The following is a 14,468-nucleotide window of genomic DNA, read 5'->3' on the forward strand; positions in this document are numbered from 1 at the left end:
GCAGCCATGGGTAAGAATGTAGTCGTCATCGGAACGCAGTGGGGTGACGAAGGCAAAGGCAAGATTGTCGATTTGCTGACAGATCGGGCGGCGGCTGTCGCACGTTTTCAGGGCGGGCATAACGCAGGCCACACGCTGGTTATTGGTGGCAAGAAAACCGTTCTGCACCTGATCCCCTCGGGCATTTTGCGCGAAGGTGTGCAATGCCTGATCGGCAATGGCGTCGTGTTGTCTCTTGAAGCATTGATTCGGGAGTCGGAAGCGCTGATCGAGAATGGCGTGCCGGTCTACGAGCGGTTGAAAATCAGTTCCAGCTGCCCACTGATTCTGCCGTCGCACGTGTCACTCGATGTCGCCCGCGAGAAAGCGCGTGGTGCTGGCGCAATTGGTACGACGGGCAGGGGTATCGGTCCTGCATACGAAGACAAAGTATCGCGGCGTGCATTGAAAGTGGCTGATCTTTTCGTTCGTGAAAAATTCGCCGCCAAGCTGGGCGAGGTTCTCGACTATCACAACTTCTTGTTGAAGCATTATTTCCGCGCCGAGACGGTCGACTTCGAACGTACTCTGGACGAGGCCATGCAGGCCGCTGAAATCATTCGGCCACTAACCGCCGACGTCACGCAAATTTTGCAGGACCTGGCCGACAACAACGAAAGCATATTGTTTGAAGGCGCTCAGGGCAGCTTCCTGGACGTTGACCACGGTACCTATCCGTACGTGACATCGTCCAACACGGTTGCCGCAGCAGCGAGTACGGGTACTGGCGTCGGGCCACGCCACCTGGACTACATACTCGGAATCGTCAAAGCGTACACGACGCGGGTTGGCGCTGGTCCATTCCCGACCGAGCTGTTCGATGCGGACGGTGCGCACCTGGCTTCGGTGGGTGCTGAGTTCGGTGCAACCACCGGTCGGCCTCGTCGTTGCGGCTGGTTCGATGCCGTTGCATTGCGCCGGTCGATCATCAACAGCAGCGTGTCAGGTTTGTGCATGACCAAGCTGGATGTCTTGGATGGCCTGGAAACGATTCGAATTTGTGTCGGTTACGAGATTGACGGTAATCCGGTCTCCGGTGTGCCGCTGATGCTGGATCGTTTCGCGGAGTGCCAGCCGGTGTATGAAGACATGCCGGGTTGGGACGAGTCGACAGTCGGCGTTACCGAGTACGACGCGTTGCCGGCAAATGCGCGCGCGTACCTCGAACACATTGAAGAGTTGGTGTCGGTGCCGTTGGACATTATTTCGACCGGTCCGGATCGCGAGCAAACTATCGTCAAACGCCATCCGTTTGAGTGATACGTCGGCGGCGCGCCAGCGCGATTGCTGCGAGGAGTAGCAAGCCGCCTGCCGCGCCTCCGCCACCACCGCCACTTCCGCCGCCAGAGCTGTTGGTGACCGTTACGGATACGGTCGCGCTGGCCGACAAACCTCCGGGGTCGCTGACGGTCAAGCGGAATTGCAACAGCGTATCGGATGCAACAGTCGGTGCCGTGAACTGCGTGCTGGCCGTGTTGTTCGAGGTAAGGGTGACAGACGGTCCGCTGGTCTGTTGCCATGTGTAGGTCAAGGTATCGCCGTCGGCATCGTTGGACTGACTGCCGTCCAGCGTAACGCTGGAGTTCTCCGCAACCGTGATACTGCTGGCGACTATCGCTGCTGGCGCGTTGTTGACACCAGTTCCGTCGGAAATACCGACTCTAACGACGGGGCTCCCGGCGATCGAGCCACCGCTCACGTTGCTGAACTCCAGTTCGAAATATTCGTCACCCTCGACGCTGCCGTCATCGCTTATATCGAACTCCAGCCATTGCGGATTACCATCCCCTGCTGCCCAGCTGAGCGTGCCACTGGTCGGGCCCGTGTAGTCGACATCCGGCGTTGCGGTAGCCGCGCCAGGCGCGAAATTCACGCTGCTGGCACCGGTGGTGTCTCCCAGTCGCTGCACAACAACTACCGCTTTACCGAAGCCGCGTTCACCGACATTGATCTCATTCGCAAACAGGCGAACAGTGGCTGGCGCAGTCGGGTCACTAATGTGCACGTAGGCCGTATGTTGATTACCCAACGCGGCGCCACCGACAGGGCGAACCAGGCGTACCAGCAGGAACTCTTTGTCCTCATCGATACCGTCGGCAGCGGTGACCAGGTCAACGGTTTTCGGCGTGTTGTCGCCGTCGGCCCAGTTCAGAAGAGCAGTACTTAAGGTGTAGTCGTCCGTGTTTGCCGTCGCGTGTACGACTTCGACACCGACAGACACGGCGCCGGTGCTAGAGCCGTTTCGATCGACCTGCAGCGTTGCCGACAGCCCTTCGGTCGCACTGAACGACGCCGCATTGAATGTGAGCAAACCGCCGGGAGTATTGTCGCGACTTCTGTCAGCGGCGAGGTAAACACCGCTATTGATATCACTGATCGCGACCGTGCCACTAAGGAAAAACGGGTAGACGCCCCAGGCACCCACGAACCCTTGCTGATCGGAAAACGGATAGGTATCCAGCCGTCCTACCGTTTCGGGTGCGGCAGGATTACTGATATCCAGGATCGTCAGGCCGCGGCTGTAGTTCGACATGTAGTAGCGATTGCCGCGCACAAAACCGTTGTGATCAATCGCGGTGGTAGGGCCGATCCATTGGCCGACCAGGGTGGGCGCAGTCAGGTCGGCAATGGAAAACACCCGCAGCGTGGTGTTCAGACCGGACTGTTGCTCGTCCAGTTCGTCGTGCACAAACATGAATTGCCGGTCTTCGCTCCACCAGCCGGAATGCACGTAGCCGCGATTGGCGTATTGCGGCATGCCGGGGTTTAGCCAGCGAGGGTCGCTGCTGTCGGTGATGTCCCAGATTTCAATGTTCTGCTCATTGAAATCGAGCAACAGTTCGCAGTAGGTACTGGCGTTGATGCATTGCGTATCTTTACGCTGGTCTGTAATCACTAACGAGGCAGCGTCGTGCATGTAACTGGGGTCGTTGGTGTTAGGCAAGGTGTTTGGTACCGAACTGCCATTGACGAATGCAGGTGCAGCCGGGTTGTCCAGAGAGTAGGCGCGAAACTGGCCGCTGCCTATGTTGGACCCCGCAATGATGAGTTGTGGATTTTCCGTCAAAGGAATGCCGGTACTGAAATCGGCGCTGCTGCCATAGACGTTGTGCGCGCGGGAAAACTGGCTGCTATAGGCGACGCGACGAACCGAATGCGGCAGATCACTCATATCGATGACGAACAAGCCATCACTTGAGCCGTCGGTCGTGACGTAGGCATACGCCCGCCAGCGGTCGGCCGCGACGTCAAAGTGCTGGTAGACCTTGAGGTCACGCCACGAAGCATTCTGGCCGTCGATAAAGCCGACCTCAACCGGAGCCGTCGGGTCGGTGATGTCGAATACGCCGGTGCCAATGTTGTACCCGGCAATGACGTATTCCCGTCCGCTGTTCAGATCCGTGAAGCCCCACACGTCATTGCCACGCGAGGGACGGCTGCTGACCTGCTCCAACGGAATATGCGCCAGCAGGTCGACGTTGCTGCAAGCCAGCGTATCGGTCATACCGCCAATGCAGGGCCCGCTCACGGCACCTTTCTGCAATTTCTGATGTACGGCCATGAACCGGTTGGCATCAGCCGAACGCGGGCCGTCTATGCCTTTTCGGTCGACGACGATTTGCAAACCCCGCTCGAGCAGCAGCTGGCGGTATTCCGCGGGAACGCCGGTCAGGACGGTTTCGCCGCTGCCCGCCACTCTGAATTCGTTCGCTCGCTCATAGCCGCCAGAAACATTGACCATGCCACTAATCAGCAAGAACAGGTCTTCAGTGGTGTCGATGGCGTAACTGCCTTCGGCGACACGAATCAGGCTGCCTTTGCCGGCTTGCCGCAACGCGTAGCCGATGCTTTGGCACGGTTCGTTGGCGTCACTGCAACGACCAGTGTCCTGGCCATCGGCGGCAACGTACAGCGGAATGGAGGCATCCCCGTGCGCTAAGCTCGGCTCGGGCGACAAACAGGCAAACAGTGAGATGAACGGTAAAGCGCGGCAAAAATTCATAACGGACCCTGTATCAGGCTGTCCAGTAGTCGATTCTATACCCTGCTTCGATAGGCAGGTACAGGTGAAGGTTCCGTATTGAGGCTGAAGTTGCGGGCTTAGTGCGGCAGAATCCCCCGATCAGGCACTACAGCGGGAAAAGAATCTTGCACCACACGGAAGGAGCGTTGCTCTTCAAGGCCGGACCGGGGGCGTACGCAGATATTCGCAAACGCGGTTTCTCTGTCGAGCGCATTGGCACAATAGCCGGCGCCTCCGGTGGAGCGAAGTGGCTGGTTCTCAGTCAACTTGATCGGGTGATCGTTGAGCATGTCTTGCCCGCATTGTCGGGACCTGTGCATTTGCTGGGCTCGTCGATAGGCGCGTGGCGTTTTGCCTGCTACGCGCAGTCGGCGCCGATGGCCGCGATCGAGCGATTCGAACAGGCGTACCTCCAGCAGTCGTACTCGGAACGCCCGGACACGAATGAAATAACGGCCAAGAGTTCGGAGATACTTCATGAGATGCTGGGCGAGGGCGGTGCATCAGAAATCGTTAATCACAGGTCGTGCCGATTACACATTATGACGGTCTTGTGCGGGCGCCTGACCGCGAGTGACCGACGTGGTTTACTGGGCAGCGGCCTGTTGCTGGCTGCCGCCGGAAACCTGTTCAGCCGGCGCATGCTGGGACGGTTTTTCTCCCGCGCCCTGTTTTACGATCGTCGCGATTTGCCGCCGTTCTACAACGCAAGCGGCTTTCCGATGGAGCGGGTCCCGCTCAGCACGGAAAACTTGCCGAAAGCGGTTTTGGCATCCGGTTCCATTCCCTTGGTCTTGAACGGCGTTCGCGACATACCCGGTGCCCCGGCGGGCACGTACCGCGATGGCGGAGTGATCGATTACCACCTCGATATGCCATTGAGTGACCCCGACCGGTTAACGTTGTTTCCACACTTCTTCGACCGCTTGATCCCCGGCTGGTTTGACAAGCCTTTGCCGTACCGTCGCCACAGCGCTGAAGCGTTGGAACGCACCGTGCTCGTCTGCCCGTCGCCGGCGTTCATTGCGAAACTGCCGCACGGAAAGGTACCGGACCGTTACGATTTTCAAGACTTTTCAACGGCCGAACGCGAACGGAACTGGCGGCAGGTCGTCGTGGCCTGCAAGCAGCTTGCCGACGAATTGCACGAGACACTTGAGCGTGATCAGCTGGCGGCGAAGCTGCAACCGTTGTGATAGGCTTTTCCTGTGATGACGGATCACAACGCAGAAAAATTAATGCGGTCCGTCATAGCTGCGGGCAACCGCAATGGCTGCTCGAAATTGCATCGGGGATAGTGCATGGCAGTAGGAACGACGTTTTCCAATAGCAGGTCGTACCCGGAACTCACCTGGCCGGCGGTCATAGTAGGCTGGTTTCTCGGCGTTATCATCGCCATTTCCATTGGTTATGCCGCCCTCATTCTGGGCTTCTCCATTGAGGGCTCCGAACTCGCGGCGATACTCGGTTTCGGTATTCTGCGCGGCATACTTCGCCGCAAGAGCATCATCGAAAACAATATCGTTCAGACGATAGCGAGCGGAGTCAACGGCGCGTCTTCGGGCATGATGTTCTCCGTGCCGGCCATATTTATCCTGGGCTACGGTGATCGTTTCGACCCGGTGTTGCTGACTTTCGGATGTATTGCGGGGGCGTTTCTAGGCATAGCGTTCATCATCCCGCTACGCAAACACATGATCGATTTCGAACGTCTGACTTATCCGGGCGGCGTGGCTGTCGCAACGATTCTCAAGTCGCCTGGCGCCGGCGTACACAAAGCCGTGATTCTTCTGGCAGCGGCTGCGATCAGCGCGACGGCGCAAATCGTGTCACAACAAACGGGTGTCTCCAACTGGAACTTTGGCGAGCTGATTGGCTTGCCGTCGTACATGAACGGCATCTGGTATTTGTCGTTGCTGACGATCGGCACTGGCTTTATTGCTGGTCGCGGCGGAGTGGCGTTCATTATTGGCGGATTCGTGGCGTACTGGTTCTTGTCGCCGATGTTATCGCTGACCGGCAGTTTCCCGCTGCATGAGCTGGGTGCGGCCATCAGTGACCCGAACCAACTGCGATCGTTGTTGTACCGTCCGCTAGGTATCGGCATGTTGATCGGTGGTGCCATGATGGGCGTGGCGATCGCTTTGCCGTTGATCATTAGCGCGGTACGTTCGATGCAGCAATCGGCGTCGTCGGGCAGTAAAGTTGCTGCCGACGAGATGCCAATCAAATTGCTCTACGTGGGCATTGTCGGCGCGGCGGTATTGCTGACCTATATCTCAGTGACGTCTGTTGAGAGTGTGGGTCTCGTTCGCGGTATCGGCATGGCTTTGTTAGGCACGTTGTGGATATGGATGTCGGGCATCATTCTGTCGGAGGCCATAGGGCGTACCAACTGGTCGCCGCTGTCCGGTATGACGCTGGTCGGTATTACCTTGCTGATCATTCTTACCCACGGTATGGAGCGCGGTGATTCCATAGTTGCCGCAATTATGGTGGGTGCGGCGACCTGCGTTGCCATGTCACAGGCAACGGACCTGATGCTGGACCTGAAGACCGGTTATCTCGTTGGTGCCACGCCACGGATGCAGCAGTTCGGCCAGTTTATCGGCGCATGGCTGGGACCAATCGTTGTGATCGGTGTGATTTTCGTTCTGCACGAAGCATTTACGCTCGGCAGTGACCGCCTGCCGGCTCCGCAGGGGCAGGCTCTCGCGTCGATGATTGAAGGCATCATGGGTGGTGACGTACCCACCGAAAAATACATGGCGGGCGCCATTCTGGGCGGGATACTTTCCGCCGTCATCGGTGGCCTGGGCATCACAGTCGGACTCGGCTTTTACCTGCCATTCAATATTGTGCTTACGTATTCGCTGGGTACGTTGGCGCGCGAATTGTGCGATCGCATTCGCGGCAAGTCGTGGAGTGAGAACGTTGGAATTCCTGTCGCCGCTGGCTTGATCGTTGGCGAAGCGCTCGTTGGCGTCGGCTACGCTATCGTCTATGTCGTGTCGGCAAGCTAAAAAGGAACTACTCACTATGCTGGCTATCGCTACAGGGTATTACGCATGAAAACTTTGGGCAGAACGTTTCTGATCGCGGGTTTTCTGGTGTCCGCGTTTGCCACAGCGCTGCACGTGTACGAGACCAACTGGCTGGTCTTCGTGCCAGCCGCATTACTGGCGACCTGTGGCGTGATCATGATCAAGCGACAGTCCGGCAACGAGGCACGCTCTGAGGACGTATTAACGGCCAACAGGGCCGAGCTCACGAGTTCCTTGCAAAACATTGTGGCGACACTGGACGAACTGATCGGGAAGGGACAGTTTGCTTCAGTGGAACTTCGCGACGGAATTGACGATCGGGTGCGGCTGGACTTGCAGCGATTCGCCGATGCCCGGGAGAGCCTTATTCACCTTTTTGGTATGCAGACCTACGCCAATATCATGAGCGAGTTCGCAGCGGGGGAACGTTATGTGAACCGGGTCTGGTCGGCATCGGCTGACGGTTACGACAAAGAAGCCAGTGACTATCTGCAGCGGGCCATTGATCAGTTTCGCGATGCGAATGAGCAATTGCAGCAGGCCCAGCGCGGCGCCGCCTGATCGGGGTCAGAATGAGCTGCTCCTGCGGACCGGGGGAATTCCTCTGTTGCAGCCTGGAATCGCGCTGATTTCCCGGCATTTAAGGTAAGATCGGCCTGTGGTAATGAAGCGGCGGCAGCCTGATGCACAGGATATCGACAGCCTTGCGGTGACGCCTCCACCGTTGTTTCTGGCATTGCTGGAAGCGCCCCGGGCGCTGACGGAGGCCGGGGCTTTGTGGCCCAGCGGACGATTCCTGCGAAATCTCGAACCCGGTGACGGCCATGCAGTGATGACCTTGCCGGGCTTTATGGCATCGGACAGTTCGACCCGTACGCTACGGCGTTACTTACGCAGCTGGGGCTACGAAGCGCACCGCTGGGATCTCGGTCGCAATTTCGGCGTCCAGCATGGTGAGCGGCTTGATGACGCCCTTGATGAACGCCTGCATACGCTGTATCAGCAATCGGGCCGCAAAGTCAGCCTGGTTGGATGGAGTCTTGGCGGGTTGCTGGCACTGGAAACGGCGCGTCGCAATCCGTCGATCGTACGCAGTGTCATCTCGCTGGGTAGCCCGCTGGGTGACCCGAAAGCGACCAATCTATGGAAGCTGTACGAACTGTTGAGTGGTCAGCAAGTGACCAGCGATGAAGTCCTCGACCGTATCAAGCAACTACGGAAACCCATCGCCGGTGTTCCGGTGACGGCTGTTTACAGCCGCTCGGATGCCGTCGTTTCCTGGAAGATTGCGCAACTGCCAGCCTGCGAAATGGTTGAGAGTATCGGTGTTGATGCCAGCCACCTGGGAATGGGCTTTAACCCGGCCGTGTTGTACGCCATCGCGGATCGTTTGCGGCAGGTGGAAGGGGACTGGATGCCGTTCGACAACGGTGGAGTTCGACGCTTCTTTTTTCATTGAACCGAATTACATACCGTGCGCAATGACTGCGCGCTGGCTTCGCGAGGACAAATTCCATGCAGCAACTGACTGGACTGGATTCGTCGTTTCTCTACATGGAAACAGGCTCAACACCCATGCACATCGGCTCATTGTCGGTGTACGACCAAAGCACGGCACCGGATGGCCACGTCACCTTCAAACAGATTCTGAATTTTTTCGAACAACGTTTGCACAAGGCCCGCGCGTTCCGTCAACGATTGGTGCGGGTTCCCCTGAGTCTGGATCATCCGTACTGGATCGAGGACCCCGACTTTGATCTTGAGTTTCACGTACGGCATATAGCGCTGCCGAAGCCCGGCGACTGGCGGCAATTGTGCATCGAGACAGCACGTATTCATTCGCGCCCCCTGGATATGCGCAAGCCCCTGTGGGAAGCATGGGTCATCGAAGGCCTGGATAATGTAAAGCGACTGCCGAAAGGTAGTTTCGCGTTATTGCTTAAGGTGCACCACGCTGCAATTGACGGAGTTTCGGGCGCCGAAATTGCTGAAGCGATTCACGACCTCAGCCCGCTGGCAGAGGTGGACGAACCGACCTCCGAGTGGCGGCCGGAACGCATCCCGACGGGCATAGAATTGTTGACCCGCAGCGCCGCCCGCAGCGTCACTGCACCTGTGCGGCTAAGCAATATGATTCGGCGCTCAGCGCCAGCGTTGCTCAAGGTGGCGGCAGGTGTGTGGACGCGGCAACTTAAAGTTCCTGTGCGGGTACCGCGCACTCGCTTTAACCGCAATGTGACACCGCATCGGGTCTTCGACGGTCGGGTATTCGATCTGGAGCAGATCAAAGCGATCAAGAATCAACACCCGGGCACGACAGTCAACGACGTCATCGTCACGATTTGCGGCGGCGCACTGCGGCGTTACCTGGAATCGCGAAACGAGTTGCCATCAGACTCACTGGTTGCCATGGCACCCATGTCGGTTCGGGCAGAACAGCATCAGGGCGCAGCGGGTAACCGCGTAACGGCTATGAGCCTTCCTGTGCGCAGCGATATCGCTGATCCAGTTGCGCGTTTGTGTGCCGTCGCGAAGGAAAGCCAACAGGCGAAGAAGCTGACCCACACGATGGGCCCTGATCTCGCAGCGGACGCTGCCGAGTTTTTGCCATCGACTGTTTCCGGGTTGCTGGCCAGAATGTTCGCTGATACGCAACTCGCGTCACGATTGCCGCCGTTGTTCAATACAGTAATAACCAATGTGCCGGGAGTGAATATCCCCTTGTACTCCATGGGCTCCAAACTGGTTGCGAGCTGGGGTCTGGGACCGGTAGTGCATGGACTTGGGTTGTTTCAGCCGGTGCTAAGTTACAACGGCACGATAACAATCAGCGCAATTGCAGATCGCGACATGATGCCGGACCCGGCGTTTTACAGCGATTGTTTACAAGCTTCATTCGATGAGTTGTATGCCGCAACCGTGGCGGAGCAGGCGCCAGTCCGGAAAAAAACACCGCGGCAGAAACGGACCGCGAAAGGCGCTGCTAACAATGGCACTGTTGACCAGGCGAGCATTAACTGAGCCTGAAAGGCTTATTCGTCAGGTCTTGCAGAACGGGCGCAACGTTCATCCAGGTATTTTTGCAGCGCTTCCGCATCCTCATTGAGCAGGTAGTCTCTCTCATCCTTCCAGCCGGTTAGCATCGCTAGGTTGCGTTCATTCGTAATGAGGATATTGTCGTCCGATTGGGTGCCAATATCCCAGCCGGGTACGGCGACCACCAGGCGAACATGCACTTCGTGTTGGACAATTTTGCTGCACTCACGAGCAAAGCGATCTACGATCTTGCTGGTTTCCGCCAACGGCACGAGGTAACGACCAGCTGCGAAATCCAGAACCTGGTTACTCAGGGTCAGTGTGTTGTCTTTGCCCGGTCGTCGCGCGAGCACTTTGATCGCGTAGATGCCGTGTATTCCGACAACCACGTGATCGACAATGCCCAATGCGCAGGGCACGTCGTGAAAAGTACGATTGAGATTGGCGGTAATCTGGCGTAGCGCGTGGCCAATGGTCTGGCTGGCCTCAATCTTGAACTGCAATTGTTGCCGTCGGACCGAAAACTGTATGCCGCGATAGAGTGCGCCCGCTAGCGCGATGCCAACGATGACGATCACACATACTTGTTGCCAGCCGGCCAGCTTGATGCCGGAGTCCGTCGGTTCAGCTAACAGTAAGGTTAGTCCGCATACGATGAAGAACAGGATCGGCGTCAGGTACAGAGATCGGCGCTGGCCAAGTCGGTGCCACTCCGTTCGCAGGAATTCGGCTGGGTTATTCGTTGCAGAACTCTGGAAGCGAGTTCGTCGGCGGAGTATCAAGGGTAACTTTCGCCCAAGGATCAGAAGGGCTGTGAACACAAGTGTACCTGCCAAGGCGAAGGCGATAGTGGAACTGATGACGGCCAGGTTCATGCCGGTCGTTGCTCGCTGCAGGGAAACCGCTTTTAGAGTAGCGGTGGGAGGGATGGGCCAACTGTGATGCAGGTCACAGTGACCAGAATGTTCCCCTGCCGTTGTTGGCATGACGGTGGGCGCATCTGTGAGTCAGGTCACGGTGGCTTGCCGGGTCGACTTGTATGTTGGATCAATAAGCAGAGTGGCGCGAGATGCGCGTCGATGGAGACCGGATTATGAAGCGGGTACTTATAAGTACGACCCTTGTTCTTACAATGGTACTGATCAGCGCCTGTGCTTCCATGAGCGCCGACGAATGTGCAGTCAGTGACTGGCGAGCTATAGGTTATGAAGATGGCGCGCGCGGCTATACGGCGGATCGGGTAGGCCAGCACCGCAAAGCGTGCGCGAAACACGGCTATGCCCCCAATCTGGAAGACTATCTTAGTGGTCGCAACGAAGGTTTGCGCGAGTTCTGCCAGCCTTCCAGGGGCTTTACTCTTGGTTCCGGTGGCGGACAGTATTACGGCGTTTGTGCGAGCGATCAGGAACCTTATTTTCTTGATGCGTTCCGCAGCGGACAGCATTTGTACACGCTGCGCAGTAACGTGAACTCTGCGAACAGCGCCATTCATTCACGCGAAGCTGAACTGGAACGCGTCCGGAAGCGGATTCGGGATACTGAAGCGGCTTTGATCAGCCGGGAAACAACGACGGAAAATCGAATATTGTTGCTCGCCGATTTGAAAGAGTTGTCGGAAGACACTGGCAGACTGGAGGCAGAGATTGTGGATCTGATCGAAGAGCGAGCCGATCATCAAAACGACTTAGCCAACTACGAAGCCATACTCGCAGACTCCGGGTACTAGTCAAATCAAGCTGGCTTAGTCGTTCGAAGTCTTGGACGGTGGCTCAGTCCGCCGATCGGATAGGTGGCGACGGTCCTCGTCGCGACGCGGCGCTGAACCGCCGAAACCCTTTTGAAACGGGTGACGCCGATCGTCGCCCGCGCGACGGTCAGAAAAATGCACAAAACGGCATTGGCAGTTGTCACTGCTGCAATCACTAAGTGGCAGCGCCGGTGCGGTACCGGACAGGAAACGGCGGCCGTGCAAACCCCGTGATGCGGCGCAGGCGCCAGCGCCGAAACGAATTGAAACCGCGTGAAACCGGCCACTGCCATCAAGGTTGATATCCAGAAGTTCTGCGGTATTCGGTTTGGGTGCCACACCGCGTTGCCGAATTCGAAAGGCAAGAACGAGTACTGCACAAACCAGCGCCGCCACTATGCCAGCACCTACTATCACAGGCTTCTCCTTTGGCCCACTTTCGAAACGCGATGATGCGGATCGTCAGGCTGCCATGCCACACGATTCCGCACCTATTTTCTTCGGAAGGCCCGTTCGGCCAGCGTTTCAAATTCGCTCGCGGGTTCTCTCTTCAAATGTGAGATTGTTATTATTCAGCCTACTCTAAACGCCATCGCAGCAAACGTCACGCCCTGTGATCGGGTGGCGCGATGACGGTTTAATGCCTGCGGACTCATTGTTTATTTCGCTCTACCCAAAAGTCCGCATTTTTGATGCCCAGCGCCTCAGGATCAAACTGGTAGCGCGCAACATTTCGTTTTTTCTGGTCTTCGTAATCCCTTAAAGCTTTGAGCGCGGGTTTCGATACAAAGAAGATGATCAAAATGGCCAAAATATTGAGCCACGCCATCAGTCCTACACCTATGTCGCCCAGTCCCCATGCAAGACTTGCTGTCCGTACGGCACCGTAGAACACCGACGTCATCAGTCCGATTTTCAAGAGGAATATCATGCCGGGGAAACGGAAGGTACGGCGGATATAGGCGACGTTGGTCTCTGCAATATAGTAGTAGGCGAGCAATGTCGTGAAGGCGAAGAAGAACAGGGCAATTGCTACGAAAGGCTTGCCGATACCGGTTGCCACACTGTCAACGGCGAACTGTGTAAACGCCGGGCTGTTCGGGTCAAGAGTGGCAGGCACGTTCTGGATCAGGAAACCGCCGGCCGGGTCGTGGACGTTGTAGGCGCCGGTAATAAGGATCATGAACGCGGTGGCAGAACAGACAAACAATGTATCGATATAGACCGAGAAGGCCTGTACCAGCCCTTGTTGGGCCGGATGATCCACTTCTGCTGCAGCCGCGGCGTGAGGCCCGGTACCCTGGCCGGCTTCGTTCGAGTATATGCCGCGTTTTACTCCCCAGCCGATTGCTGCACCCAAGCCCGCCATAGGTGTAAATGCATCCGTAAAAATCATGCTGATCACCCGCGGTAATTCCGAAATGTTCAGCGCCACTACCGCACAGGCAGTGATGATATAGGCGAGGGCCATGAACGGAACGACAAACTGGGTGAAGTGTGCGATGCGTTTTACGCCACCGAAAATAATGAAACCAAGCACCATTACGACACCGATGGCCGTCACGATTTTAGTCACACTGATTGTGCCGAAGGTTGTCACGACCATTGTATCGGCGCCAAAAGCGACTTCAGCGGCCGACGAAATACTATTGGATTGAACGCCGGGGAGCAGGAAGCCTGTAGCCAATATAGTGGTCAGCGCGAACAGCCAGCCATACCACTTTTGCCCCAATGCTTTTTCGATGAAGTAGGCCGGACCACCGCGGTACTGGCCTTCGTCCACTTCTTTGTAGATCTGGCCCAGGGCTGACTCGACGTACGCGGTCGACGCACCAAGAAACGCGACGATCCACATCCAAAATACAGCGCCGGGTCCGCCAAAGCCGATTGCGGCGGCGACACCGGCGATATTGCCCGTGCCGACCCGACCCGAAAGTGACACCGCCAGAGCCTGAAACGTCGAAATACCCTGAGCGGAGCTTTTGCCGGATGACAGCAATGACAGCATCTCGCGAAACATGCGGACCTGTACGAAGCGCGTCTGGTATGAAAAGAAGAGGCCTGCACCGAGCGCAAGGTAGACGAGTACCGGGCTCCAGATGACGGCGTTTAGCTGATCGACGATTGCTTGCATGTTTGCCCTTTCCGGATCTTGGGTGTGGGTCGCAAGCGCCACAGTCTAACCGATTTGGCCGGTGTGGCTATTCCCTATGCTGGAATAGGCCGCTTGCTGCGGTTCCACGCTGTTCTTGGTACTCGGGCACGGACGATCAAACACTTCGGGCACAGTGCTTGACGCGTTATCGAAGTTTGCGAGGCTATGCATCCTGCGCTCTCTACGAAGAAATCCCAAGCCCATGCTCTTGGTGTGACGTAGTGGTATTGGGCCCGCGCCAGACCTGCCATTACAGGAATCTGACGCTGTGTAGTCTGCGGCGGGATTTGGTAATACGAATTAAAATCAATGAGTTATGCGCTGTTAGCAGCAAGCGGGTGAAAGCGGCAAGGTCGGCGGCGGCATTGCACATCGTATCGGTATAACGGCTAGATATGCATCTTGATCTTATTTGAGGCTTGT

11 protein-coding genes are annotated in these 14,468 nt (G+C 57.0%); 7 read left to right on the forward strand and 4 right to left on the reverse strand.

What is annotated here, in order from left to right:
* The first annotated feature begins 6 nt into the window (after positions 1–6).
* The gene (locus AC0L8N_RS16230; protein ID WP_473669055.1) at positions 7–1,299 is read left to right on the forward strand and encodes an adenylosuccinate synthase; all 1,293 of its coding nucleotides are present in this window, start codon (positions 7–9) and stop codon (positions 1,297–1,299) included.
* On the opposite strand, the gene AC0L8N_RS16235 is transcribed toward AC0L8N_RS16230, so the two are convergent.
* Positions 1,277–4,042: a choice-of-anchor B family protein gene (locus AC0L8N_RS16235; RefSeq protein WP_473669057.1), complete on the reverse strand. Its 2,766-nt coding sequence runs from the start codon at positions 4,040–4,042 to the stop codon at positions 1,277–1,279. The two genes, AC0L8N_RS16230 and AC0L8N_RS16235, sit on opposite strands and share 23 nt — an antisense overlap.
* A 146-nt stretch (positions 4,043–4,188) precedes the next feature.
* Between AC0L8N_RS16235 and AC0L8N_RS16240 the strand changes: the two genes are divergently transcribed.
* From AC0L8N_RS16240 to AC0L8N_RS16260, 5 genes are all read left to right on the forward strand, one after another.
* A complete protein-coding gene (locus AC0L8N_RS16240; RefSeq protein WP_473669059.1) occupies positions 4,189–5,259 on the forward strand; it encodes a patatin-like phospholipase family protein in 1,071 nt (356 codons plus the stop codon).
* Between the two features lie 105 nt (positions 5,260–5,364).
* Positions 5,365–7,086, forward strand: a complete 1,722-nt coding sequence (locus AC0L8N_RS16245; RefSeq protein WP_473669061.1) for an OPT family oligopeptide transporter — start codon at positions 5,365–5,367, stop codon at positions 7,084–7,086.
* 45 nt (positions 7,087–7,131) lie between these two features.
* Complete coding sequence (locus AC0L8N_RS16250) at positions 7,132–7,668, forward strand: hypothetical protein (protein WP_473669063.1); 537 nt, start codon at positions 7,132–7,134, stop codon at positions 7,666–7,668.
* A 103-nt stretch (positions 7,669–7,771) separates the two neighbouring features.
* On the forward strand, positions 7,772–8,566 hold the full coding sequence (locus AC0L8N_RS16255; protein ID WP_473669065.1) for an alpha/beta fold hydrolase: 795 nt from the start codon (positions 7,772–7,774) through the stop codon (positions 8,564–8,566).
* A gap of 56 nt (positions 8,567–8,622) precedes the next feature.
* Complete coding sequence (locus AC0L8N_RS16260; RefSeq protein ID WP_473669067.1) at positions 8,623–10,128, forward strand: WS/DGAT/MGAT family O-acyltransferase; 1,506 nt, start codon at positions 8,623–8,625, stop codon at positions 10,126–10,128.
* An 11-nt stretch (positions 10,129–10,139) separates the two neighbouring features.
* Here the strand turns inward: AC0L8N_RS16260 and AC0L8N_RS16265 are convergent, their stop codons facing one another.
* Complete coding sequence (locus AC0L8N_RS16265) at positions 10,140–11,018, reverse strand: hypothetical protein (RefSeq protein WP_473669069.1); 879 nt, start codon at positions 11,016–11,018, stop codon at positions 10,140–10,142.
* 218 nt (positions 11,019–11,236) lie between these two features.
* Between AC0L8N_RS16265 and AC0L8N_RS16270 the strand changes: the two genes are divergently transcribed.
* Positions 11,237–11,869 carry a DUF2799 domain-containing protein gene (locus AC0L8N_RS16270; RefSeq protein WP_473669071.1) on the forward strand — a complete coding sequence of 211 codons (633 nt, stop codon included), beginning with the start codon at positions 11,237–11,239 and terminating at the stop codon, positions 11,867–11,869.
* Between the two features lie 15 nt (positions 11,870–11,884).
* On the opposite strand, the gene AC0L8N_RS16275 is transcribed toward AC0L8N_RS16270, so the two are convergent.
* The gene (locus AC0L8N_RS16275) at positions 11,885–12,307 is read right to left on the reverse strand and encodes a hypothetical protein (protein ID WP_473669073.1); all 423 of its coding nucleotides are present in this window, start codon (positions 12,305–12,307) and stop codon (positions 11,885–11,887) included.
* 235 nt (positions 12,308–12,542) lie between these two features.
* Positions 12,543–14,024 carry an alanine/glycine:cation symporter family protein gene (locus AC0L8N_RS16280; protein WP_473669075.1) on the reverse strand — a complete coding sequence of 494 codons (1,482 nt, stop codon included), beginning with the start codon at positions 14,022–14,024 and terminating at the stop codon, positions 12,543–12,545.
* Positions 14,025–14,468: the final 444 nt, after the last annotated feature.

The sequence above is a fragment of the Woeseia sp. D3-10 genome, from assembly GCF_055809415.1.

Bases quoted from the DNA above. Each gene is read 5' to 3' on its own strand.
- AC0L8N_RS16265 (WP_473669069.1), bottom strand. From the start codon at position 11,018: ATGAACCTGGCCGTCATCAGTTCCACTATCGCCTTCGCCTTGGCAGGT.
- AC0L8N_RS16235 (WP_473669057.1), bottom strand. From the start codon at position 4,042: ATGAATTTTTGCCGCGCTTTACCGTTCATCTCACTGTTTGCCTGTTTG.
- AC0L8N_RS16260 (WP_473669067.1), top strand. From the start codon at position 8,623: ATGCAGCAACTGACTGGACTGGATTCGTCGTTTCTCTACATGGAAACA.
- AC0L8N_RS16280 (WP_473669075.1), bottom strand. From the start codon at position 14,024: ATGCAAGCAATCGTCGATCAGCTAAACGCCGTCATCTGGAGCCCGGTA.
- AC0L8N_RS16270 (WP_473669071.1), top strand. From the start codon at position 11,237: ATGAAGCGGGTACTTATAAGTACGACCCTTGTTCTTACAATGGTACTG.
- AC0L8N_RS16255 (WP_473669065.1), top strand. From the start codon at position 7,772: ATGAAGCGGCGGCAGCCTGATGCACAGGATATCGACAGCCTTGCGGTG.
- AC0L8N_RS16245 (WP_473669061.1), top strand. From the start codon at position 5,365: ATGGCAGTAGGAACGACGTTTTCCAATAGCAGGTCGTACCCGGAACTC.
- AC0L8N_RS16250 (WP_473669063.1), top strand. From the start codon at position 7,132: ATGAAAACTTTGGGCAGAACGTTTCTGATCGCGGGTTTTCTGGTGTCC.
- AC0L8N_RS16230 (WP_473669055.1), top strand. From the start codon at position 7: ATGGGTAAGAATGTAGTCGTCATCGGAACGCAGTGGGGTGACGAAGGC.